At 68.0% G+C, this 23,306-nt stretch carries 21 protein-coding genes and 2 pseudogenes; 12 read left to right on the top strand and 11 right to left on the bottom strand.

The genetic code is table 11. The annotated features are described in order from the left end of the window. Positions 1–6 precede the first annotated feature (6 nt). The 5 genes from JMV16_RS02785 to JMV16_RS02765 form a co-directional block, all read right to left on the bottom strand. Positions 7–1,824 (bottom strand): tetratricopeptide repeat protein, encoded by a 1,818-nt coding sequence (locus JMV16_RS02785; RefSeq protein ID WP_201492609.1) that lies wholly within the window; start codon positions 1,822–1,824, stop codon positions 7–9. Between the two features lie 188 nt (positions 1,825–2,012). Continuing rightward, complete coding sequence (locus JMV16_RS02780) at positions 2,013–2,972, bottom strand: VTT domain-containing protein (RefSeq protein ID WP_201492608.1); 960 nt, start codon at positions 2,970–2,972, stop codon at positions 2,013–2,015. 14 nt (positions 2,973–2,986) lie between these two features. Further along, the gene (locus JMV16_RS02775; protein WP_201492607.1) at positions 2,987–3,871 is read right to left on the bottom strand and encodes a pirin family protein; all 885 of its coding nucleotides are present in this window, start codon (positions 3,869–3,871) and stop codon (positions 2,987–2,989) included. Between the two features lie 92 nt (positions 3,872–3,963). Next, on the bottom strand, positions 3,964–4,914 hold the full coding sequence (locus JMV16_RS02770; RefSeq protein ID WP_201492606.1) for a glutathione S-transferase family protein: 951 nt from the start codon (positions 4,912–4,914) through the stop codon (positions 3,964–3,966). Positions 4,915–5,009: 95 nt separating this feature from the next. After that, the gene (locus JMV16_RS02765) at positions 5,010–5,477 is read right to left on the bottom strand and encodes a DoxX family protein (RefSeq protein ID WP_201492605.1); all 468 of its coding nucleotides are present in this window, start codon (positions 5,475–5,477) and stop codon (positions 5,010–5,012) included. 117 nt (positions 5,478–5,594) lie between these two features. Here JMV16_RS02765 and JMV16_RS02760 point away from each other — a divergent pair, with 117 nt between their 5' ends. From JMV16_RS02760 to ypfH, 3 genes are all read left to right on the top strand, one after another. Then, positions 5,595–6,512, top strand: coding sequence for a LysR family transcriptional regulator (locus JMV16_RS02760; protein WP_236580319.1), 918 nt, complete (start codon positions 5,595–5,597; stop codon positions 6,510–6,512). A gap of 153 nt (positions 6,513–6,665) precedes the next feature. Beyond that, a complete protein-coding gene (locus JMV16_RS02755; RefSeq protein WP_201492603.1) occupies positions 6,666–7,298 on the top strand; it encodes an NADPH-dependent F420 reductase in 633 nt (210 codons plus the stop codon). A gap of 111 nt (positions 7,299–7,409) precedes the next feature. Continuing rightward, positions 7,410–8,042 (top strand): esterase, encoded by a 633-nt coding sequence (gene ypfH, locus JMV16_RS02750; protein WP_201492602.1) that lies wholly within the window; start codon positions 7,410–7,412, stop codon positions 8,040–8,042. A 17-nt stretch (positions 8,043–8,059) separates the two neighbouring features. Here ypfH and JMV16_RS02745 read toward each other — a convergent pair whose 3' ends face one another. The 4 genes and pseudogenes from JMV16_RS02745 to JMV16_RS02730 form a co-directional block, all read right to left on the bottom strand. Beyond that, positions 8,060–8,764, bottom strand: a complete 705-nt coding sequence (locus JMV16_RS02745) for a 16S rRNA pseudouridine(516) synthase (protein WP_201492601.1) — start codon at positions 8,762–8,764, stop codon at positions 8,060–8,062. A 92-nt stretch (positions 8,765–8,856) separates the two neighbouring features. Beyond that, positions 8,857–9,625: pseudogene (gene iolB, locus JMV16_RS02740) on the bottom strand (5-deoxy-glucuronate isomerase). Continuing rightward, positions 9,622–10,129: pseudogene (locus JMV16_RS02735) on the bottom strand (TIM barrel protein); the annotation flags it as partial. The pseudogenes iolB and JMV16_RS02735, both read right to left, overlap by 4 nt. After that, positions 10,036–10,473 (bottom strand): DUF2442 domain-containing protein, encoded by a 438-nt coding sequence (locus JMV16_RS02730; protein ID WP_236580318.1) that lies wholly within the window; start codon positions 10,471–10,473, stop codon positions 10,036–10,038. The gene JMV16_RS02730 and the pseudogene JMV16_RS02735, both read right to left, overlap by 94 nt. A 157-nt stretch (positions 10,474–10,630) precedes the next feature. Here JMV16_RS02730 and JMV16_RS02725 point away from each other — a divergent pair, with 157 nt between their 5' ends. The 7 genes from JMV16_RS02725 to JMV16_RS02695 all read left to right on the top strand — a co-directional run bounded on the left by JMV16_RS02725 (position 10,631) and on the right by JMV16_RS02695 (position 19,787). Continuing rightward, on the top strand, positions 10,631–11,488 hold the full coding sequence (locus JMV16_RS02725; RefSeq protein WP_201492600.1) for a MurR/RpiR family transcriptional regulator: 858 nt from the start codon (positions 10,631–10,633) through the stop codon (positions 11,486–11,488). A 538-nt stretch (positions 11,489–12,026) separates the two neighbouring features. Beyond that, positions 12,027–13,439 carry a tyrosine-type recombinase/integrase gene (locus JMV16_RS02720; protein WP_201492599.1) on the top strand — a complete coding sequence of 471 codons (1,413 nt, stop codon included), beginning with the start codon at positions 12,027–12,029 and terminating at the stop codon, positions 13,437–13,439. Further along, positions 13,436–14,089, top strand: coding sequence for a hypothetical protein (locus JMV16_RS02715; RefSeq protein ID WP_201492598.1), 654 nt, complete (start codon positions 13,436–13,438; stop codon positions 14,087–14,089). The genes JMV16_RS02720 and JMV16_RS02715 overlap by 4 nt, the downstream gene beginning before the upstream one ends. 208 nt (positions 14,090–14,297) lie before the next feature. Continuing rightward, positions 14,298–14,543 carry a helix-turn-helix transcriptional regulator gene (locus JMV16_RS24420; RefSeq protein WP_255511407.1) on the top strand — a complete coding sequence of 82 codons (246 nt, stop codon included), beginning with the start codon at positions 14,298–14,300 and terminating at the stop codon, positions 14,541–14,543. Between the two features lie 229 nt (positions 14,544–14,772). Further along, positions 14,773–15,297, top strand: coding sequence for a hypothetical protein (locus tag JMV16_RS02705; protein WP_201492597.1), 525 nt, complete (start codon positions 14,773–14,775; stop codon positions 15,295–15,297). Then, positions 15,294–18,461, top strand: coding sequence for a hypothetical protein (locus tag JMV16_RS02700; RefSeq protein WP_201492596.1), 3,168 nt, complete (start codon positions 15,294–15,296; stop codon positions 18,459–18,461). Before JMV16_RS02705 ends, JMV16_RS02700 begins: the two co-directional genes overlap by 4 nt. An 858-nt stretch (positions 18,462–19,319) precedes the next feature. Then, positions 19,320–19,787, top strand: coding sequence for a hypothetical protein (locus JMV16_RS02695; protein WP_201492595.1), 468 nt, complete (start codon positions 19,320–19,322; stop codon positions 19,785–19,787). Between the two features lie 393 nt (positions 19,788–20,180). Here JMV16_RS02695 and JMV16_RS02690 read toward each other — a convergent pair whose 3' ends face one another. After that, positions 20,181–20,354, bottom strand: a complete 174-nt coding sequence (locus JMV16_RS02690) for a hypothetical protein (RefSeq protein WP_201492594.1) — start codon at positions 20,352–20,354, stop codon at positions 20,181–20,183. Here JMV16_RS02690 and JMV16_RS24415 point away from each other — a divergent pair. Further along, positions 20,347–20,469: a hypothetical protein gene (locus JMV16_RS24415; protein WP_255511406.1), complete on the top strand. Its 123-nt coding sequence runs from the start codon at positions 20,347–20,349 to the stop codon at positions 20,467–20,469. The genes JMV16_RS02690 and JMV16_RS24415 overlap by 8 nt on opposite strands. 13 nt (positions 20,470–20,482) lie before the next feature. Beyond that, a complete protein-coding gene (locus JMV16_RS02685) occupies positions 20,483–21,409 on the top strand; it encodes a hypothetical protein (RefSeq protein WP_201492593.1) in 927 nt (308 codons plus the stop codon). 77 nt (positions 21,410–21,486) lie between these two features. Here JMV16_RS02685 and JMV16_RS02680 read toward each other — a convergent pair whose 3' ends face one another. Then, the gene (locus JMV16_RS02680; RefSeq protein WP_201492592.1) at positions 21,487–23,268 is read right to left on the bottom strand and encodes a zinc-ribbon domain-containing protein; all 1,782 of its coding nucleotides are present in this window, start codon (positions 23,266–23,268) and stop codon (positions 21,487–21,489) included. Between the last annotated feature and the right edge of the window lie 38 nt (positions 23,269–23,306).

Genomic DNA, 23,306 nt, shown 5'->3' with positions numbered 1-23,306 from the left:
TCGGATTCAGAACAGTTGGGTCGGCACCCGGCTTGCCTGCGGCGTGTCTGGCGCGCTCGGCACGCCGGCCTCGCGCACGGCGTCGGCGAAGTGGTCGCGCCAGGTCGCGGCCTCGCCCAGTCCGCGCGCCGTGCGCGCGCCGGAGCTGACCTTGGGAAAGGCCTTCAGCCAGCGCTGCGCGGCGGTGCGGGCCTCGTCGTGCTGGCCCGCCAGCCACAAGCTGCCCACCAGCAGGCGGTGCGAGGGCGAATGCAGGGCGTGCTGGCGCAGCGACTGGCGCGCGTGGTCCACGGCCGTGGCGTAGTCGGCTGCGGCCAGATGGGCCATGGCCGCGTAGGCCTCGAAGACATAGCGCTCGGGATCCAGTGGCGACAGCAGCAGGGCGCGTGCGGCGGCGGCGCGGGCCTGGTCGGGCTCGCCGCTGTAGCTGTGTACCGCCGACATCCAGGCCCAGGCTGGCGCGTTCTGAGGGTCACCGCCGAGGGCCTGCACCAGCAGCTGGCGCGCGCCATCAAGGTCGCCCTTGAGGTTGAGTTGCACCAGGCCGGCAGCGGCCAGGGCCAGGGGCGAGTCGGCATCGATGTCCAGCGCCCTTGCGGCGCGTTCGCTGCCGTGGCGCTGGTCGGCCAGCTCATCCTCGCTCCAGGTCTGCACGAGGTGGTTGACATGCCATTTGGCCAGCATCGCGTGGGGTGCCGCCTGGCGCGGGTGGCGCTCTGCCAGGTGTTCCAAGGCCTCGCGGCCGCGCATGAAATCCTGCCGCACCAGGCTGCCCATCAGGCCTTCGGCGCCGAGGTAGAGCGCGTAGGACTCCAGCGTGTCCATCGGCAGGCTGCGCACGCGTGCCAGTTCGAAGGCTGCGATGTTGCGAGCCACCTGCTGCACCACCTGGGGCACGAGATCATCGGTGCCGTCGAACAGCGCCTGCACCTCGGCGCGCACGGTGTCGGCCCACAGCACATGGCCTTGGCGCGTTTCGGCCAGTTCCAGGTTCAGGCGCACGCGGCTGGCGGCCGTGTAGTAGCGGCCACTGAGCACGAAGGTGGCGCCCAGCAGGGGCCGCAGGCGCGTCCAGTCGAGGCTGGTGTCGCGGAAGGCCGCCGTCGACAGCCGCGAGACGACCTGCAGGCCCGGATGGCGGGCCAGCGCGGCGATGATGTCGTCGGCCATCGCGTGGCCGAGGGCGTGATTGTCGGCGCCGGCCGGCATGGCCTGGAAGGGCACGACCGCCAGCGTCGGCCGGATATCGCCCACCGGCTGGCCGGCCGCCGGGTCGGGCCCGGCAGGGGTGGCGTCGGCCGGCAACACGCGGAAGGTGCGCACCGGCTCGTCGATGTGCTTGACGTAGCGCTCGCCAAGGTCTTCGATCTGTGCGTGGACGCCGTGTACCAGGCCGTCGCGGGTGGAGGCCGACGCCAGGGTCTGGCCGGGCTGGGCCAGGCTGGTGATGCGCTGGGCGAGGTTGACACCGGCACCATAGGCCTCATGGGCATCGAAGCTGACATCGGCCACGTTGATGCCGATGCGCAGCGCCAGTGGCTCGGCGCCCGCGGCATCGGCGTTATGGCCGGCCATGCCCCGGTGCAGGGCAAAGGCGCCGGCCACGGCGGTGGCTGCGTCGGCAAACTCCATCAGCAGGCCATCGCCGTCGCTGCGCACCAGGCGCCCGCGTGTACCTGGCAACCACTGCGACCGCGCCTGCTCACTGAAGCGGCGCCAGCGCGCGATGGCCGCGGCCTCGTTGCTGGCATAGAGCCGCACCGACTCGACGAGATCGGCAAAGACGATGGCACAGCGCACCCGGCGCAGGTCGTTCGAGGCCATGAAGCGATCATTCCCCATCGTCCCGCCCAGGGCTGCGGCGGGTCATCCCGAATTCTGAGGATTGCGGGGACGCCGTGGTTGGCGCAAAGGGCGCTGTGGCAGGGGGTTGCGGTGGCGGATGGCTTGCGCTACGCACATCACGCGAGTGACGCCAGGCGGCCTTGCTGCTGAGCGCGGCTCAGTGCGGATCAGCGCGGCACAGGGTCGAGCACCTCCAAAGCCAGCAGGCGCGGCCCGGCCACGGCCCGCAGTGCATCGAAGCCGCCGCGCAGCGGCTTCACGTCTTGCCAGCCGGCCTGCTGCAGCCGGCGCGCGGCCTGGATGGCACTGGCGTCTTCGGGGCAGGCGCAGAAGGTGACGACGGGCTGGTCGCGCGGCCAGTCAGCTACGGCCTGCAACAGGCGGGCCTGGTCGGTGGCGATGGCGCCGGGCACGGGGCCGGTCTCGGCCACCATCAGCGCGCCGCGCAGGTCCAGCAGGCGAGGGCGACCGCCGCCTTCGACCAGGGCCAGCAGTTCGTCGGGCGTCAGCTGGGCGAGGCCGCGCGCCTGGCGGTGGCGCCAGCGTTGGCCCACCTTCCAGGCCAGCCACAGGCCGGCCAGCGCCAGCACGAGCATCAGCGCCAGGCCCAGGTGGCGGTCGAGCATGACGATGAGAACGTGGACCGCGTCGCGCAGCATCCAGCCCACAGCCAGCGCCAGGCCGGCCCAGAGCGCGCCGCCGGCGCCGGCGGCCAGCAGAAAGCTCGCCAGGCGCATGCGCAGCGCGCCGGCGATGGGCGGCGCGACGGTGGAGAAGCCGGGGATGAACTTGGCCAGCAGCAGCGACGACACGCCCCAGCGCGTGAAGCGCGATTCGGTCTGCGTGACGCAGGAGGCCGGGTTGAGCGAGAGCCTGCACAAGCCGGCCAGCACGCGGTAGCCCCAGCGCCGGCCAGCCAGGTACCAGAGCCAGTCGGCCAGCACCGAGGCCAGCACGGCTGCCGCCAGCAGGCGGGCGATGTGCGAGGGTGATGCCGCCAGGCTGCCGGCCAGCAGCAGCGTGGGCACGGCCGGCACCGGCAGGCCCATCTGCTGCGCCAGCACGTTGAGGAAGACGAAGGCCAGCGCGTCCTGCTGCAGGCTTTGGCTCAGGCGCAGGAGATCCATGGCCAGCGCGTGGCTCAGCCGGCAGCGGCTGCGAAGCGGCCTTCGCGGAAATCGGCCAGCGCCTGGAAGATCTCCTGCTGGGTGTTCATCACGAAGGGGCCGTACTGGGCGATGGGTTCGTTCAGCGGCCGGCCGGCGATGAGCAGGGCGCGGGCCTCGCCGGTGGCCTCGATGGCCACGCCGTCGGCCGCCGCATCATTGGCCAGGATGGCCATGCGCTGGGCCGGCACCGCCTGCCCGGCGATGGTGACAGCACCGCGGTAGACGTAGACGAAGGCGTTGTGGTCGGCCGGCAGCGCCTGCTCGAAACGGGTGCCGGCGGGCAGGTGCAGGTCGAGGTAGAGCGGCGCCGTGCCGTCGCGCGTCACCGCGCCGGCCGTACCGTGGCTGGCACCGGCAATCACCGTCACCGCCACGCCCGCGGACGTCAGCACCTGCGGCAGTTCGGCGGCCTTGAAGTCGCGGTACCAGGGCGGGTTCATCTTCTCGGCCGCGGGCAGGTTGAGCCAGAGCTGGAAGCCTTCCATCACGCCTTCTTCCTGCTCGGGGATCTCGGAATGGATGACGCCGCGGCCGGCCGTCATCCATTGCACGCCGCCGTTCTCGAGCAGGCCTTCGTGGCCGGCGCTGTCGCGGTGGCGCATGCGGCCGGCGATCATGTAGGTGATGGTCTCGAAGCCGCGGTGCGGATGGTCGGGAAAGCCGGCGATGTAGTCGTCGGGCTTGTCGCTGCCGAAGGCGTCGAGCATCAGGAAGGGGTCGAGCCGGCGCTGCAGCGACTGCGTCAGCACGCGCGTGAGGCGCACGCCGGCGCCGTCGGTGGTGGCCTGGCCCGCCACCAGGCGTTCGACCTGGCGCGGCTGGGCGAGGGTGGGGCGGTCTTCGGTGCGGGTGTTCATGGTCTGTGTTCCTTGGGTGCCTGGATCAACTTTAGTCAGGCCTCTTCAGGCGCGGAAGCCGTTGCGCTGGACTTGTCTGTTCCGCCGCCGCATCAATCCAGCGGCAGGGCCATCAACGGCCCCGTCACATCGGGCCCCGCCGGCACGATGCCGCCGGGATTGAGGTGGCGGTGCGAGTGGTAGTAGTGGTGGCGGATGTGGTCCTGGTCCAGCGTCGCCGCCACACCGGGCAGGCGGTGGACGCGCGCCGTGTGGCGGTGCAGCGCAGGGTATTGCGCGACCTGCCGCCGGTTGCACTTGAAGTGGGTGTGGTAGACGCTGTCGAAGCGAATCAGCGTGGTGTACAGGCGCACATCGGCTTCGGTGGCCTGATCGCCGCAGAGCCAGCGGCGGCCCGCCAGCAAGGCCTCGGCGCGGTCCAGCGCGGCAAAGAGTTCGTCAACCGCCTCGTCGTAGGCGGCCTGGCTGCGTGCAAAGCCGCAGCGGTAGACGCCGTTGTTGATGGCGGGGTAGATCCAGCCGTTGGCCGCGTCGATGTCCCCGCGCAGCGCGGCCGGGTAGAGATCGACCTCGGGATGGCGTGCCCAGGCGTCGAATTCCGTGTTGAGCATGCGGATGATTTCCGACGACTCGTTGTTGACGAGGGTGGAAAACTGGCGGTCCCACAGCACCGGCACGGTGACGATGCCGGCATAGGCGGGGTCAGCCCGGCGGTAGACCTGTTGCAGCCAGGCCAGGCCGCCGACGCGGTCGCCGGTGGCGCCTTCAAAGCCGGTGTCGAAGGACCAGCCGGCATCCGTCAGATGGGGGTGGACGACATCGACGCTGATCACGTCTTCCAGGCCCTTGAGCGCGCGCACGATCAGCGTGCGGTGGGCCCAGGGGCAGGCCAGCGAGACATAGAGGTGGTAGCGGCCGGCCGCCGGCGCATGGGCGGCGCCGGGTGCGCGCGAGACCTGGCCGCGAAAGCCGGTGGCCGCGCGCACGAAGGCGCCGTCGGGCGCGATCTCGTGGCTCCAGGTGTTGCCGGTGATGAGGGTCATGGGGGGCTGCGGCTGGAACATCAAACGCGAAAAGGGCGGCACGATGCCGCCCGTCGAGTTGCCGGCCCGGGGCCGGCAGGCTCATCTTAGGCGCCTCACGCACGTCGGCCGTCAACGCTCCATTGGCCGGCGCCGTGGGCGGCCAGGGCCAGCAGGCCGCCGACGATGGCGATGTTCTTGAAGAACAGCAGCTGGGTCACGAAGGCCTGCTCGGCCGGCACCGCCCAGAAGGCGTGGAAGAAGACGCTGGCGGCCAGCGTGAAGGCGGCCAGCACGACGGCGGCGATGCGGGTGCCGAAGCCGGCCAGCAGCGCGATGCTGCCAGCGATCTCGACCCCCAGCGCCAGCGCCGCGCCCAGCGCAGGCAGAGGCAGGCCAACCGACGAGATGTAGCCCACGGTGCCGGCAAAGCCGGTGAGCTTGCTGATGCCGGCGGGCAGGAACATGACGACGAAGAGCAGACGCGCGGCCAGGCTGAAGGCGTTCTGCAGCGGCTGGGTGAGGGCAAAGGCCCTGGACGGGGTTTGCAGGGGCAGGACTTGTTGCAGTGTGGTGGTGGACATGATGTTTGCCTTTCGGAAGGGGGGTGGGTGAGGAACGGGGTGGGATCGCGATGACCACACTGTAGGTTTTCGCGAATGAGGCAACAATCCATCGCAATGGATATCATTGTTCTTGCAATGGAACAATTCATCGCCAAGCTTGACCTCAACGACCTGCTCGTCTTTGCCCATGTGGCCGAGCTGGGCAGCTTCAGCCGCGCCGCCGAGAAGGCCGGTCTGCCCAAGTCCACCGTCTCGCGCCGCATCGCCGCGCTCGAGCAGCTGCTGGGCGAGCGCCTGCTGCTGCGCACCACGCGGCGCCAGACGCTCACCGAGTTCGGCCATTTGCTGCTGGAGCACGCGCGCCAGGTGGTGGCCGAGGTCGAGGCCGTGGCGGCGCTGCGCGAACGCCGCCAGGCGGCACCCAGCGGCCAGCTGCGCGTCTCGATGCCGGCCGACATCGCCAACCTGCTGTTGGCCGACAGCCTGGCGGCTTTTGTGGCGATGTACCCGGCGATCTCGCTCGAGCTGGATCTTTCGGCGCGCCGCGTCGACCTGCTCAGCGAGGGCTTCGACGTCGCGCTGCGCATCGGCGAGCTGCCCAGCGACAACCTGCTGGTGGCGCGCCGGCTCAACCTGCTGCCGGCCGGGCTCTATGCCTCACCCGACTACATCGCCGAGCACGGCCTGCCGCAGACGCCGCAGGATTTGCTGCAGCACCAGGCCCTGTGCCTGCGCGGCCGCAACGGCGAGCCCGTACCCTGGGTGCTGAGCCGCGGCGATTTGCGCTGGGAGGATGTGCCGCCGAGCCGGGTGTTGGCCAATTCGCCCGAGATCCTGGTGCGCCTGGCCCGCGCCGGCGCCGGCATTGCCGCCGTGCCCGACTACTGCGCCGCCGCCGATGTGCAGCGCGGCGCCCTGCGCCGCCTGCTGCCCGACTGGGCCCTGCCGGCCCAACTGGCCTCGGCCGTCTACCCCGGCCGCAAGCTGATGCCGCCCAAGGCGCGCGTCTTCGTCGACATGCTGCAGACCGCCTTCGGCGGCCCCCAGCCCTGATCAGCGACGAGGGGCTACGCTGCCGGCGCACAGGCGCAATATGTTCCACTTTGTGGAACAGTAAGTCGCCTTTTGAGTGATTTATCAAGTTTGAAGGGATGCCTACAGTTCATTCCAACGCAGCGATCTTGCTGCAGCCACCAAGGAAATCTCATGAAGGTCACTGTCATCGGCGCCGGCAATATGGGCTCGGCATTCGTCAAGCAACTCAGCCGCGCCGGCCACCAGGTCAGCGTCACGGCGCGCGACGCCGCCAAGGCGGCCCAGCTCGCCGCCGCCCACCCCGGCGTGCGCGCCGTGCCCGTGGCCGGCGCGGCCGACGATGCCGACGCCGTGGTGCTGGCCACCGGCTATGCCGACGCCGCCGCCGCGCTGGCCGCGGTGGGCAAGCTGCAGGGCAAGGTCGTCGTCGACATCACCAACCCCTTGACGCCCGACTACATGGGCCTGACCTTGGGTCACAGCACCTCGGCCGCCGAGGAGATTGCCAAGGCCGTGCCGGGCGCCGAGGTCGTGAAGGCCTTCAACACCTTGTTCGCCCAGGTGCTGGCCGAGGGGGCCGATTTCGGCAATGGCCGCAAGGCCAGCGTCTTCGTCGCCAGCGACAGCGAACGCGCCAAGCACACGGCCGGCGCACTGGCCGAGACCCTGGGCTATGCCGTGGTCGACGCCGGCGGCCTGAAGAACGCGCGCTACCTGGAGCCGCTGGCCGGGCTCAACATCTACCTCGGCTACGGCGCCGGCCTGGGCACCGCCATCGCGCCGACCTGGCTGCGCAAGGCCTGAGCCTCAGGTCTGCCGACGCAGACGGCCGCGGCCGGCGCGCACAACGCGCATCGGCCGCGGCCCGTCGATACTTGCCCGCGCCAGCCCACCCGCCCCACAGGATCACCCGCCATGAAAGACGCCCTCATCGTCCAGCAGCCCAAAGGCCAGCCCGCCACAGATCTGCTGCTGCTCTTCCACGGCGTCGGCTCCAGCGCCGAGGACTTGCTGCCGCTTGCCCGCGCGTTGGCGGCGCAAAGGCCGGCGGCCTGGGTGGTGAGCGTGCGGTCGCCGCTGCCTTCTGAGTTCGGCAGCGGCTGGCAATGGTTCTCGGTGCAGGGCGTGACCGAGGCCAATCGGCCCGGCCGCATTGCCGCGGCGATGCCGGGCTTTCTGCAGACCGTGGCCGCCTGGCAGCGCGAAAGCGGCGCCAGCGCTGCCGCCACGACGCTGATCGGCTTCTCGCAGGGCGCCATCATGGCGCTCGAAGCCAGCCAGCAGGCCAGCGCCCCGGCCGGCCGCGTGATCGCCATCGCCGGCCGCTTCGCCCAGCCACCGCGCGTCGCACCGGCCGCCACCACGCTGCACCTGATGCATGGCGACCAGGACCGCGTGATGGCCGTGGGCCTGGCGGTCGAGGCCGACCAGCAACTGCGTGCCCTGGGCGCCAAGGCGACGCTGGACCTCTTTGCCGGCCTCGGCCACGGCATCGACGGCCGTGTCGTCGAGCGCATCGCCCAGCGCCTGGCCGAAGCGCCGCGCTGAGGCCGCCTGCGGCGTCCTCAGGGCGCCAGCGCGGCCTTTTCTTCGGCCGTCAACCAGCGCCAGCCGCCCGGCGCCAAGTCGGCAGGCAGGGCAAGCGCGCCAAAGGCGCTGCGGTGCAGCGCGTCGACGCGGTTGCCCACCGCGGCCAGCATGCGCTTGACCTGGTGGTAGCGGCCGTCGGTAAGCGTCAACCGCAGCGCGCATTCGGCCACGCGCAGGCAGGCGGCGGCGCACACCGGAAGCGGATCGTCGTGCAGCACCACGCCCGCCAGCAGCGCCTGCACCTGGGCCTCGTCCACCGCGTGGCGGGTGGTGACCTCGTAGACCTTGGGCACATGCCACTTGGGCGAGGTCAGGCGGTGGATCAGCGGCCCGTCGTCGGTGAGCAGCAGCAGCCCCGTCGTGTCCTCGTCCAGCCGCCCCACCGGCTGCAGGCCGCGGCGCTGCAGCGGCAGCGGCAGCAGGCTCAGTACGCCGGGGTGGTGGCGCGGCTGGCGCGAGCACTCATGGCCGGCCGGCTTGTTCATCACCACCAGGGCGCTGGCGTGGAAGGGCCAGTCGATGCCGTCCACCGTGTAGACCAGGCCCGCGGCCTCGTCGAACTCTTCGTTGCCGTCTTCGACAGCGCGGCCGGCGATCTGCAGGCGCCCGGCGGCGAGCAGCGCCGCACATTCGCGGCGGCTGCCGAAGCCTTGGGAAAAGAGGATCTGGGCGGCGCGCATGGCCGCGAGTGTCGCATCGCGGTGAAGGGTTCAGCCCGGGGCTCAGCTCAGCGCTCGAGCATCCACTCGAGCCGGGGGTCGCTGCGGAAGACTCAGAAGCGGTTCGGCCCCGCCATCACGTTGAGGTAGTAGATGTCGTAGCCGTGCGGCGCCACCACCCGGTGGTAGCCCCGCGGCACCATCACCACGTCATGGTCCTCCACCGCGCAGGCCTCGTCGAGGCTGCGGTCGTCGGTGTAGACGCGCTGGAAGGCAAAGCCCTGCGGCGGCTTCAGGCGGTGGTAGTAGGTAGGTCTCCTCGAGCAGGGTCTCGTTCGGCGGGCTTTCGACATCGTGCTTGTGCGGCGGGTAGCTCGACGAATGGCTGGCCTGCGTCAGCACCTCCACCACCAGCAAATGGGCTGCCGTGGGGTCGTCGTGGGGCAGGATGTCGCAGACGTAGCGCGTGTTCGTGCCCTGGCCGAGCACGCTGCGGCGCAGGGTGGCGGGGTCTATCAGGCGCACTTCGCGCCGCTGCCCGTCCGCCGGTGCCGTACACAGCGCAAGTTCGGCATCGCCACGCGCACGCAGCTTCAGCTGTCTGCCGGCCGGCACATAGCGCGCGGCCGGCGATTTCTCTTCGAACACGCTGCTGCGCGTGCCCAGGCCGCTGAAGCGCTGGCCGTCAACCTCGACATCGACGGTGCCGGCGAGCACCACCAGGCACAGCTCGCGCGTGCCGGTGGCCAGCGCCTCGCTCTCGCCCGCACGCAGGCGCAGCGCGCGAAAGCCCACATGCGTCCAGCCGGCGCGTGCGGGCGTCACGTCGACGATCTCGCGGCCCTCGGGCCGGGCCCTGACCAGCAGCGGGCTGACCATCACGCCGCCTTCTGGGTGGCCTGGGCGGTGACCGCGTTGAGGCGGTCGACGATGGCCTTGAGCGTCTGGTAGCCCTTCCTGGCGTGCTGGTAGCTGGGCGCCACCGCCGGGTCTTGTTCGGCCTCGACGACCAGCCAGCCCTCGTAGCCGCCGTCGCGCAGCGTGGTGAGCACGGCGTCGAAATCGATCACGCCGTCGCCGGGCACGGTGAAGGTGCTGTTGATGACGCCGTTCAGAAAGCGCCAGCCGTCGTTGCGTGCCGAGGCGATGACCTGCGGGCGCACGTCCTTGCAGTGAACATGGACGACGCGCGCCAGATGCTTGCACAGCAGCGCCGCCGGGTCGGTGGCGCCGCCGAGAAAGGGCATGGCCGGTGTCGAACAGCAGGCCCACGTTGCCATCCGTCTCGGCCATCAGGCGGTCGATGTCGGCCGGCGATTCGACGTAGGCCCCCATGTGGTGGTGATAGGCCAGCGTGATGCCGTAGCTGGCCTTAAGGTGGGCGCCGCAGCGTCGAGGGTCAGGTCGTTCCGGGCCATCCAGTTCCAGATGAATTCATGCGATACGCCGCCCGCCTGCTCGACGGCTCGTGCGCGCAGGTTGTCGGCAGCCAGTTCCAAGTCGTCGTCGTTCGCCCAGATCACCGAGGCGCCGTGGTCACCGACTTTGGCTGAGCTGAACACCTCGGGATCTTTCAGCCGCGCTAGGCCAGGGTGCTGCAGGTTCGTGTTCACCAGACTGACTTCGAAACGCTCGCCATTCGCGTTGCGCAGCAGCAGGCTTGCAGAAGGCGTTGTCTCGACGGTAGTCAGCGTGAATTGCTTGGGCCTCTTGGGTTCAGTTCCTTCCACTTGGTGGCCAGCAGAGCCACATTCAGGCCGGCCCAGGCGAGCCTTGCGGCTTTTCACACCGGGCCGACTTGGAAATCCAGGCATGGCTGTGTGCATCAACCTAGAATCAAATTTCCAAATCTCCTAGAAAACCGCCTTGGTCACCGCCGCCCCGAAGATGAGCGTCGAACAACTGCTCAAGCGCGTCTCGGAAGAGTACGAGGGCCTGAGCAAGCAGCTGAAGATCATTGCGCGCCATGTGGAGCAGCACCGTGACCAGCTGGGCCTGGATGGCATCCAGGAGGTGGCGGCGCAGTGCGGCGTGCAGCCCTCGGCGGTGGTGCGCTTCGCCAAGCACTTTGGCTTCTCGGGCTTCAGCGAGATGCAGCGCATCTTTCGCGACGGGCTGGCGCTGCAAATCGCGCCCTGGCGCAACTACAAGACCCGCATCCGCCAGGTCATCGAATCGAGCGCCGGCACGCTGTCGTCGGTGGAGATTGCGCAGGAGTTCCTGGCCGGCAGTGTCGGCGGCATGCAGGAGTTGCGTGGCAACCTGCCGGCCGGTGCCTTCAAGAAGGCGGTGGACCTGCTGGCCGCTGCCGATGCGATCTGGGTCGCCGGCTCGCGCCGCTCCTTCCCCATCGCGGCCTACCTGGACTACGCGCTGCAGCACACCGACAAGCGCATCGCCCTGGTCAGCGGGCTGGGCAGCATGCAGCAGGGCCAGATGCGTTCGGTGCGCAAGGGCGATGTCATGCTCGCCGTCTCTTACGAGCCCTATGCCGAGGAGACGCTGGAGGTGGTGCAGGCCGCGGTGGCGCGAGGCGCGCGCCTGATCGCCATCACCGACAGCCGCATGAGCCCGCTGGCGCGTGATGCCCAGGTGGCGCTGATCGTGCAGGAAAACTCGACCTTCGGCTTCCGCTCGCTCACCAGCACGATGGGCCTGGCCCAGGGCCTGTTCATCGCGCTGGCCTACCGGCTGGAGCTGCCTTGCCAGCCCACCACGGCCGCGGCCGAACCGCTGGCGCGTTGATCAGGCTCCGGTTCAAGTTCATGCCAGGTAGGGCGGCAGGCCCATGTTCTTGGCGAAATGGAGCCTGAACTCGCCGCGCGGTACAGGCTGGCTGGCCGCCGGTGCCAATGCCCAGCGCGGCCATCACATGCTGCAGGGCGCGGATGGCCTGGCTGTCCGGGTCCTGGTCAATCAGCATGTCGAGCATGCCTTCGCGCAGGTAGGGCACCCTCGCGATTCGGCGCCGGCACAGCTGGCAGGCCCCCGGACCGGTAACGGACCAGAACGTGACCAGACGCAAAAACGCCTTAGAAGCTTTCGCTTCTAAGGCATTGATTTACAACGAGTTTTTGGCTCCCCGACCTGGGCTCGAACCAGGGACCTACGGATTAACAGTCCCGTCATCTAACAGAATCGAAGTTTCAGGAAGACGGTTGAAAGCTACATAAGCTGTTGATTTGCTTAGCTTAAACGTTAGGCCCCTGGTGCCGACTGTCTCTTGACGTGTCAGCGTGTCTCTGCCAATCTTGCCCCATAACGGCAACGTAAAGGCAACGAAATGCCCAAAGGCAGCAGGCTGACGGCCATGGCGATTGAACGCGCCAAGCCCCGTGTCAACGACTACTACCTCAGCGACGACGATGGCACGCGGGGTGGTGGGCGCCTCGTGCTGCGGGTGCAGAGCACAGGCTCGAAGCTCTGGTACTACCGCTACTCCATCGATGGCGCCAGGAAGGTCATCGCCATGCGGCCCTTCACTGCCAAGCCTATGGAGGGCCGGTACACCCTGGAGCAAGCCCGCGAGCGCGCCCGCACTTTTGCCGCGCTTCACCGGGTGGAGGGCAGCCGCGATGTGGCCTCTCACCTCGATGCCGAGGAGAGCGCCCGCCAGACCGCGGTCCGAGAGCAGGCGCTCCAGGCAGAGCAGCAGCGCCTGGAACAGGCACAGGTCGCCAGCCACACGGTGAGCGCGCTGTGCGACTGGTATGTCAAGCACCTGCGCAAGGCCGGCAAGGTCTCGGCCAATGACGCGAACACGATCTTCAACAAGAACATCAAAGGCACGGAGTGGGCCGAGATGCCTGCGTGCAAGCTCACCAGCAAGCAGGCCGCAGCACTCATCCGCAGCGTCGTTGAAAGCGGTCGCGGCAGAACTGCAGCCAAGCTGCGCTCATACCTGCGCGCTGCCTATGCACTCGCCCTCAAGGCCGAACTGGACGCCACCGCACCGGCCGAGCTGCTCCGCTTCGGCATCGAAGCGAACCCTGTGGCCAATACCGCAGCACTTTCGTCGTTTAACCGCGCCAGGGAGCGTGCCCTGGCGGGCGCCGAGCTGGGCGTGCTCTGGCGTCAACTGACCGCCGGGCCGCTCAACGAGGCGCCCCTGGCGCGCTCGGCCATCGCATTGATGCTGCTCCTGGGTGGCCAGCGCCCCACTCAGTTGTTGCGGGCGAGGGTGACCGACGTTGACCTGGACGCGAAGACGCTCACGCTGCTCGACCCCAAGGGCCGCCGGCAGCAGCCGCGCCGGCACGTGCTGCCCATCAACGGCCTGGCATTGGATGTCGTCAAGGACTTGGTCGTGCGGGCCGAGCGCAAAAAGTCTGATGCGCTCTTCGCGAAGGGCAAGAAGGCCGCGACGGTGACGACGACGGTCAGTGCTGCCGCGGCCGAAATCGTACAGCTTCTGCTCAATAACGGCGACATCAAGACCGGCTTCCAGGTGCGCGACCTGAGGCGCACCGCAGAGACCATGATGGCCGCGATGGGCGTGAGCAAGGAGGTCAGGGCGCAGATCCAGTCGCATGGCCTGGGTGGCGTCCAGGATCGGCACTACGACCGGCACGACTACATGACGGAGAAGCGCGCCGCTCTGGCGGCATTTGCTGCCCACCTCGATGCGCTAGGTGGGGCCGCGGAGTTGACCGCGGCCGAGCGTGAGCCAGGAGCCAAAGCAGAGGCACTTCCGTGAAGGCAACTCCAACTCCACCTCGACTCAACCCCGCCCAACGTCGAGACCTGAAGAAGCTCGACGGTGTCACGGACCAGCAACTGGTATTTCTGGAGCGCGCTGCTCGCGACATGGCCTTCGACCTTCAACGATCCGCGTCCTGCAACGACACTCGCGACTTGCTGAAGGAACTCAAGAAGCACACTGGTGCTGCTGCGAAGCTGGTGGCGCGCTTGGAAGGCGCGAAGCGGCCATCGGCGAGCGCGGAGGCGCTGGGCCATCTGAATGCGGCCGGCGCTCGCGTCGGGTGGCAGTTCCATGCCGAGCATGCTGACAATGTGGGCTACCCGGTCGCGTCGAAGATCGTCCTGCTGGCTTTCGCCATCGCCAATGAAGCATTGGACGCGGCCCCGAAGGCGCGCCGTACGCCCACGGTTGCATCATGGCGGGCCATCGAATCCATAGCCGAAGCCCTGGCGCGCCCCGACGACGCCGCGTCCCGGGCGGCCGCCGCTGCACTGCCAGTGTCACGCACGCTCCCCAAGGTCGCCAGGCCGAGCTTCCTGCGCGTCGCCCAGGTCATGTTTGAGGTGGCGACCGGCCAGGAAGGTGCCAACCCTGATCGCTCCATCCGGCAGTACCTGGCGCGCATGAAGGCCAGCCCCGCCTGACAAGCGTGCAGTCACGGCGGCACAGCGCCTGACTCAGGGGCGGCCGACCTCGGGGCCCGAAACGCGGCCGCAGTGGCGGGCGGTCGCGTGTGCCACGCACACGCACTTCTGGACGCCACCCGGTCCAGTTTTTCGAGTTGGCGTCCTAGGCCCTACAGGCCTCGGCATTGACATTGGAGTCCTCTCCACAGTCTCCCTAGGCCTCATCGTGACCAACAAGCACCTTGCCTCGTGCCTGCTACCGGCTACGGGCTACGTTCGACCCAACCAACTGCTAGGTCGGCCTGACCCGCCGGCCATTCTGCCCATCGCCCCGGCCACCCTGTGGCGGTGGATCAAGCTGGGCACCTTCCCCGCCCCCGTCAAGCTGGCGCCTCGCATTACAGCATTCCGGGTCGAGGATGTGCGGGCCTGGATGGCTGGAGTCGAACAGGCCCAGGGGCCGCGTCCATGAAGCCCGCCGACAGCAGCGCACTGGCTGTCGCCATGGCCGAAGTCGCAAGAAGCCAGCAGTGCTATGTCTGTGCTGGGGAAACTGCGGGCGATGAAAGCAGAAGGCCCGCATCAGCGCGCGGGCCCCCTTGTCACCGTCGGATTCAGCGTCGATTCCAGCCGGCGATGAATCCTCTGCCCGATGACCACGATTCCCCTTGCATTGCTTCAACAATTCTTCGGAGCACCGTATGAATGATTTTACGACCGATGCCGCGCGTCCCGCAACGCCCCAAGAAGCCGATCTGATTCTCGGAGCGGTGGACACGATCCGACGTGCCATGCAGGCGATGCGCCTCAGGGCTGGGCCCTGTGACGAACTGCGGGTGAAGGCGGCCAGCCGACTGGCTACCCAGGTGCAGAAGAACCTGGATCCGGACGACCGCTTCAAAGAAGAAAGGGCTTTCGTCTACAGCGCTGTACGGGAGTGCTTCGGCGAGCATGTCCTTCCCCCCCGAAACGATGCCATTCAAGTGTTTCTGATCCTGGGCTTCGCCATCTACTTCGAGGCATTGCACGGCGTGCACCACAATGTTCGCCTTCGCGCATTTTCGGCCATTGGGGAGATCGGCGGCGAGCAGCGCTTCGCGTTGATCCTCATGCTTATCATAGGCACTCCCGACCGTGGCCTGGGGCGGCTCTTAGGCGAAGTGCTTCGACTCTTGGGCCTGCCCGCGCTGCCCGCCTCAACGGAAATCGAGGAGGCGCAGCAATGAGCCACGCGATGACCAACGGCCCCGCGCCCAGCGGTCAACCTTCCCACAACGAAGCCCCGCCTCGCACGCGCAATCGAAGCGCCTTCGCAGACAGGCTGGTGCCCCCGCAAGGGGGTGCCCCAGCAGGCTCCGCGCAAGCGCTTGGACGCGCAGACCACCTCACCGTCCTGCGCACGTTCGGCAAGGTCATGGCCAAAGAGTGGCTGACAGACGGCACCATCGCTGGCTACGACCGGGCCAAGCAGTACATGTTCGGCGAGCAGAAGGTCTCCAACCTCGCAGACCTTGCAGAGGTGCTGCAGGACCTGGAGCGCCGGCGCGACATGTGCGTGATCCGCGGCGCCCACGTCGGCGTCGAAGTGGCGGCGCAGGTCATGCCCGGCATCCTGGCTCACGAGCTGGTCAAGGATCCGACCTTCAAGCTGCACGACGGCGCGGTGCTGCGCAATGGCAAGCTGTTCCGCGACTGCGCCCGGCACTGGATGATGATCGACGTGGACGGGTTTCGGCCGGCTCTGGACCCCGTGGCCGACCCGTTGCATGCTTGCCTGGAGTGCGTGGCCAGCGAGCTGCCTGCGGCCTTCCAAGGCCGGGGCTTCTTCTGGTCGCTGTCCGCCAGCGCGGGCCACCCGAGCTGCGCTGGGGTGCTGAAGGCACATCTCTGGTACTGGCTCGATCAGCCGCGCACCAGCGCCGAACTGCGCGCCTGGGCCGAAACGGTGCCCGGCATTGACAAGAGCGTCTACAACCCCGTGCAGGTGCACTACACGGCCGCGCCGATCATCCAGAACGACCCGGTGCCGGTGCGCTCGGGGTTGTACGCGGGCCCGCAGGGCGACGCCGTGGACTTGGTCATTCCGGCAGCCGTCCTGTCCCGCGCTCGGCAGCCTGGCGGAGGTCACGCGCGAATGACCGACCCAGGCGACAAGCCGGGCATGGTCGGGGCCTTCTGCAGGGTGTTCAGCCCTATGCGCCTGCTCGAACTCATGTCGGACGAGTTCGAGCAGGGGCGCGACGACCAGCACTTCTCGTGGATCGCAGGTGAACACGCCCCCGACGGCGTCTTCATCACCGAGTGCGGCAACGGGCTGGTAAGCGTGCACAACACGGCGCCCACTGTGCAGAACCGGCGCGTGAACGTCTACGACTTCGTGCGCCTGCACCTCTTCGGTCATCTGGACGAGGTCGTGGCCGAGGCCACCCCAGTCTCCCAACTGCCCAGCACCGAGGCGATGAGGGGCTGGATCAAGGAGAACTGCCCCGAAGTCATGCAGGAACTGGCCGAAGGCCGGCCCAGCGCCGAGGCCGAATTCGGCGCGGCCGAAGCCGTGACCAGCCCCGACACGGTCATCCTGCAACTCCGGCAGTTGCCCGGTGACCAGGTCGCTCAGGTCTGGGTCGAACTGGTGGTGGCCATGCGGCGCGACCTGGCCGCCCAGGTCGTCGATGAGGTGCACCGCCTGACCGGCATCGGCAAGCGCCAGCTCAACGCGGCGCTCCGTGCCGCACGCGAACAGGCAGCGCGCCAGCGCAGGGCCGAGGAGGCCGCCCGTCGCACCGCAGGGCGCGCCCGGCAGCTCTATCAGCCCGAGGACCAGACCCAACACGCGCGCGCCATAGAGGACGCCATCGTGGCCACTGCGGCGCCGGGCGAGTACATCAGCTTCGCCGGTGTGCTGGCCTGCGTCACCGTCAAGGTGATGCCGTACACGCACTTGATCGACGACGAGGACCACGCCTCGCCGCCGGTGCCGCAGATCGAGCCCCTGGACGAGGTGGCGGTGCTGTCCAAGGCCGAGCAGGTCGTGGTGCTTTACAGGGCCACCAAGGGCGGGGAAGAGCCCATGGCGGTGCCTGACCGCGTGATCAAGATCCTGCTCAGCAAGAAGGCCCATGCCGCGCCGGCCGTATCGGGGCTGGTCACGCACCCGCTCGTGCTGCCCGGCGGCGAAATCCTCACCGCCGTCGGCCTGCACGAGCGCACGGGCCTCTTCATGTCGGGGGCCGAGGCTGTGGAGGCCCAGCCCTACAGCCAACCGGAGGCCCAGGCTGCTCTGGCTAGGCTGCGGCGGGTCTTCCTGGAGGGCTTCGAGTTCGCCACCGAATTGGACGCCGACGCCGCGATGGCGGGCTTGTTCACGGGTGTGCAGCGCCGCGCGCTCGACATCGCGCCCGGCCTGGCCATCCTGGCCGCCGTGCAGTCCAGCGGCAAGACGACGCTGGCCCGGCGCATCCACATCACGTTGACCGGCCACGACATGCCCGTCACGAGCTGGGCCGAGGGCGACGAGACCGAGGTTCAGAAGCGGCTGCTGGCGGCCTTGCTGAGGTCGCCTGCGATGGTGTGCTTCGACAACCTCACCGATGGGACCACGTTCAGATCGCCCTCGGTGGCCGCGGCCATGACGGGGCCGGTGCTGACCCAGCGCCTGCTCGGGGTGTCGCGCGACGCCACGTGTTTGACCAACGTGCTGTTCGTGCTGACGGGCAACAACGTGGCCCTGGGCGCCGACGAGGTGACGCGCTGGATCACGGTGCGTCTGACCTCGAAGAGCCCCCGACCGCACGAGCGTCAGTTCGAGCAGCCGGACGTTCTGGCGCATGCGCTGGCGGCCCGGGCGGCGCTGTTGCGCGACGTGATCGGCATCATCGCCGGCTACTGCGCGAGCGCCACCACCATGACCGTCAAGACCCGGTTCCCGCAGTGGGATCGGATGGTGCGGCAGCCGCTGATCTGGGCCGGGGGCGCCGACATCGCCGATGTGTTCTCGGCAAACGCCGAGGGATCGGAGGATCTGCAGGGCTACCAGCTTCTTGTTGAAACCCTGCACGAGGAATTCGAGGCCAAGGAGTTCACGGCCGGCGACGTGGTGCGGGCGGCGAGCTTCACCAACTTTGGCTTCGACGGCCTGGACGATGAGCCCGCCAGCAGCGACCGGCCGCCAACGCCGGGGCAACTGCGGGCAGAGCGTATACAGCGCCTACGTGCGGTGCTCGGCACGCTGCGCACCAAGAGCCTGGACAGTGAGGCTTCCGTGGGCAGGGCACTCCGGGCCGCAGTCGGACGCCCTGCCAGGATCGGAGACGAGGGTGCAGAGTACGTCCAGCTCAAGCGCCGCGTCGTCAAGGGGCTGAGCCGGTACTCGGTGACGGGGCTGCAATGAAGCCCGCCCATGCTCAGGGCCTGGGGTGGGGGGATGCTCCACCCTGCCAGTCGCTCCAGGTACCAAACACATATTTTCAAATTATGTGTACCAAGCCTGAGGCGACAGGCAGGGTGGAGCAATTCTCCACCCCCCAGCAGACCCCCCCGGCCTCGGGGTTCGTCGTGCGCCGATGCAGGGGGCGTCGCCCCCGGCCGAGCCGCACCTGCCACGTGATCAGCTACAGGATCGCGTCCCTCTGGTCGCAAACGCGGCAATGGATATTGGCGCCCCTCCCCGAGGCCCCACATTTTGGCCTGATTCCACTGCTTCAACGAAGTAATCTATCGCTGTGGCGCGAGGGCTTGCGCGGCGCCAAATTAGCTGAAATGCTGCATCTCAATTACAGGACACGTCCAGGAGATGCAATCGCGGGAACAGGACGCGAACTCCGTCGTGCTCGGATATGCCGACTGACTGTTGCGCAAAATGGAGGTAATTGCAGTGCCGCCATGCAATGCACGGGCGCGAGGCCGCGCTGCTCCAGGCTTTGCTGGCGCAGGGCACCGGCGCGGTGACCTCGGGCTGTAGCACCTGCGCCGCGCCGCATTGCGGCGCCAATGGGCCCGTGCTTGCCGTCGGCTTGGCCATCTCCCTGCGACCCTTCGGCCGCGAGACGGCGGGAAGTCTCCCTGCCGCAGGGTCGCGGCCAGACGCTGAGGCCCCCAGGCCCGCACCCGAGCAGGCCCCGTGGTGCCGGGCGCCAGCCACGCCCGCGACGCCCGGGCACAGGCCCTCCCCATCACCGCCACGCCCTCGCGCACCCCGGCATCGGCGGCAACCGCGCCCGAGGCGCCGCCCACGTTTACGATGCCGCCTATGCCCCTCCCCGACGCCCACCGTGACGCGCCGACCGTGCTGCGGTTGTGGCACCACGCGCCCATCGCCGCCCCCTACACCTGGTTAGTCATCACGGCAGGGCACGGCCATGTCGTGCGGCGCACCCTCGACTGCGAGGTAAGCCCTCCCGGGGCCCTAGGGCCGGACGTGAGTGAGGCCGCGCTGCCGCAGGCCGACCTCAAGACGATCATGGGTGAGCTGGAGCGCATCAGCATCTGCCCGGCGGCATCCAGTGAGCTAGTGCTCGACGCCGGCATGTACGGCGTTGAGATAGACCGCTACCCCTCGCCCGTAGTGCTCACGTGGGCGGGCAGCCCGCCTGTTGGCTGGGAAGCCCTGGCGGCTTGGCACCAGCGCACCCGGCACCGCCTGAACCAGTTGCTGCCGCGGGCCTCGGGGTTGGGCTATGAGTACCAGACGGGCCGGGGGCTTTCTTTCGACGAATAGCAGGGAGTTGTAGCCAAGGACCGGCGCTTCTTCAGTTGGCCGGGCCGCTGCGCGCCGGTTCCCGCAGTTCGCCTTGGGCCTGCGCCGTTCAAGGCGCCCACTCCACAGGCGCCACCGCGGGCTCGACAGGTCGGCTCCGAATCGGCACCCAGTCACTCCCACCCGCGGCACCGCCAGGCGGCCCAGGCTCATCGTCCGAGCCCGGCTCTCGCTCCCAGGCACTGCAGCCGCCCGCTGGCCCTGATCGGACGCGGCTGCAGCCAGCACGCCCGCACCGAGCCGCGGTGCCCTCGGCAGTCATGCCCGCGAAGAACCTGCAGGCCCAGCACGGAACGGGTGAGCTGCCTGGGGTAGAGTGCATCGACATCTGCAGCATGGTGCCCCGCCGATGGCTCACGGCGTGAGCGCGACCATGGTCGCGTTATCCGCCAATGCACCACCGCCGTGGTGCCGGCCGGGCACGGCGGCGCCAACAACATCGCGGCCAAGCGTGCTTTCCGGTACAACATCGACCATGCCCAGTTGGACGCCGCCGCGGATGCCCCACCTGCCGTGGGTGATGAGCAAGTTCCTGGGCCTGGACCAGGTGGTGGCGATGGCGCGCGTGATCCTGGAAGCGGTCGAAAAGCAAGGCCAACCTCAAGCCCGCCTGCACCATCACGGGCGCTGTGGGCGACAGTGACACGGGCACCCCGATGAGCGACGACACGCCTCGGGTCGCGCGCCTCAAGGCCATGCTGGAGCAGTTGGCCTCCCAGTCGCCCGCAGTCGAGCCCGAGGACCCGAAGGCTGCGGAGACACGGGGCGATCTGTCTCCGCTCCAGGCCGCGGCGGCGGCAGCGCCAGCGCTCACGCTCGATGAATACCGCGCGCTCACCATCACCTTGCCCAGGCCGACAGAGGCCCAGATGAGGGCCTTTGCGGTCTTCGTATCTGGCGCGCACAGTTGGTACAAGCACCTACCCCTCTACCCGCCGGGCGCGCCGTTTCAGTTCTTCCTCGACCCAGGCGCGGGCATGGACCTACACGTCCGCGGTACGCGGGTGCAGGCCGAACCGCGCCTGACTCGAGGCTTCCACTATTCCTGGATACCGACGGCGCAGTACCGTGAGCAGTTCGGCCACTTGGCGTTCAGTCGCTCGGCCGGCACCACGGTCTATACCCAGGCCCCCAACGGCACGGCCACGGCCGTGGGCGACGATGCGCCCTCGGTGTACGACGCGACAAGCCAGTCGATGCGGCGGCTGCCGCATGAGGTAATTGCAGCGGGTAGTGCGTGGGTCAGTGGCCTCGTCCACGACGAGGGTGCCAGGCCCCAGTGGTTGCTGATGTGCGCCACTGAGCAGGCCAAGGCGGCGTGGCCCGCGGAGAGCGGCGGGCCGCAGGCCCTCCTGCGGATCCTCGCGCGCTGCGAGGTGATCAGCGAGGCCCAGAGTCAGTACTACAAGGAGCGGGAGGACGACCCCAATCGCATTCCCGACCAGCATGGATGGTCGATGTTTGAGCAAGACACTGAGTTGCTGCGGTTGCTTGCGCCCGAGCGTCAGCGGCAGCACGACGGGATGGTCACGTCGATGATGCGTATGGTCTCGTTGGTGGGCGGGGCGCCAGCCTGCTCGTGACGGGCTGTTAGGGCCGCAGCGCAGATTTCTGGCAAGACGGAACTGGCGCCGTTCGGGATTCGGGTAGTCCGCACTTGCTATGTGTCTTGGGGCCGCCGAGCAGTGCCCTCACAGTACAGACATCGGGCTCCTCGGCGTGTCTGCCGATCCGCGCTAATGCGCCAGGCATGCCCGCGACAGCAACTCCACCAGATGCTCTTCCCCGACATCGGCAACACGTCTTGAGGTAGCAGCGGTGCATTGCGCTCTAGGTCGAAGAGCCCGGCAACATCGGGGTGCTTCACTGCCAGATTCCACTCTGGCGAGGCGCGCTTATGGGCGCAATACGGGCAGCTTTGTCCTCCCTTTGTGCGGTTAGCCACCGACGCCTTCCAGGTGTGGCCGTGGGCGCAGCGCCAAGCTCGCACCCTATTGCTGAATTGGGTGACCTGATCTGCGCCGACATCATTGGCATTCGTATCCCACTCTGCCGCCACACTCGGGAACAAGTCAGACAGAGCCTGGCCGGGGGTAAAGACCCGGCCAGTGCAGCGGGGGCAACCTGTGCCCTGCGCTGTTCTAGACGCCACAACAGCACTCCAACGGTGTCCGCATTCGAGGCATTCCCAAGCCGCCCTGAACGCGGAGCCTGGCTTGAGCATGTCTGGTGTCAGCGGGCGATTCTCATCGCCGCACCACTCGGGCAGCAGATGCGGAAACAACTCCGCCAGCGATTCGCCTGGTTTTGGGCGGGTAAGTTTGGCAATGAGGGCAACATACTTCTCCTCGGCGGCTAGCGACCTACGCTTGAGGTAGGCAGCACTACGCTTCCGCACTTCAAGCCCGACTGCGGGAATTGCCTCCAGTGCGCCCATTACTGCCTTGCAGGTCTGGAGTTCCGCCTCGCCGTCATCGAATAGCGCACACAGACACTCTGAAAGCACTGGAATCCGACGTTCCCGCAGGCGCAAGACGGTGTAGCCCTTCTCCTGAAGGCGGCGCGTCTTCCGGGTGTCTCGTTCTAGGGCCCCATTTCGGTGATCCGGGGAATGCCACGGATACCCATCGACCTCGATCACGATCTTGAATGTGGGCAGCAAGATGTCGGCTTCGATGCCATGGATCTTGCTGTTATGCACGACCTCGACACCCAGAGAAGCCTCTACCTCGCAGGCAATTCGTACTTCAAGCGCGCTCACATTGGGCCTGCACTTGGGGCACCCTGTATTGAGCGAGCTACGTTGTTTGATCTGCGCCTTCCACGAGTGTCCGAACTCGCAGCGCCACCAAACAGACGCGTGCGAGCCCGGGCTTGCCGTCCCAGGAACCAGCTTGACGCTCTCGGCCATGTTTCGATCACCATCCCACTGCTTTGCGAGGTCGGGGCGGAGCGCAAGCAATGAGTTGGTTGCACAGATCTTCTTGCCGGCGCAGTACGGGCAGCCTTGCCCCTGGACAGCGCGCTTGTTGAGCCGATTCATCCAAATTGGATGGCTGTGCTTGCATTGCCAAGCAAGGGACATGGTGCTGCCCACGTACAACTCGCCAAGCCGCCTGCGCTGGTCTGTCGCAGCCACGAGTTCGCTGAAGAGGTCCGTGCACATGGACAAAGTCCGCTGGATGCGCTGCCCATCAACTACATCAATTTGCTTGAGTCTCTTCTCCTCGTAGCAGGCTGGGCAACCCGCTCGGTGGCGAGCGCCTACCGAGCTTTGCCACTCGTGTTCGGGATTGATCGCGCATCGCCACCAGACCTTCTTGTTGGACTTCGAGCGAACGTGGCTGGGCAGCAGTGCGCCGTTCTTGGTTGGATGCCACTGTCGCGCGAGTTCCGGGAACTCGACCGCAAGATTTTCTGTGAAGCTGGTTTGGCGGGTCACGACGCGAGTATGCGACGGCCGAGAAGATGCGGCCGCTG

The organism is Rubrivivax sp. A210 (genome assembly GCF_904426505.1).
In the GTDB taxonomy this organism is placed as follows: Bacteria; Pseudomonadota; Gammaproteobacteria; order Burkholderiales; family Burkholderiaceae_C; genus Rubrivivax.
The sequence above is the reverse complement of the archived record's forward strand: the minus strand, read 5'-3'. Positions and strand labels throughout refer to the sequence as shown.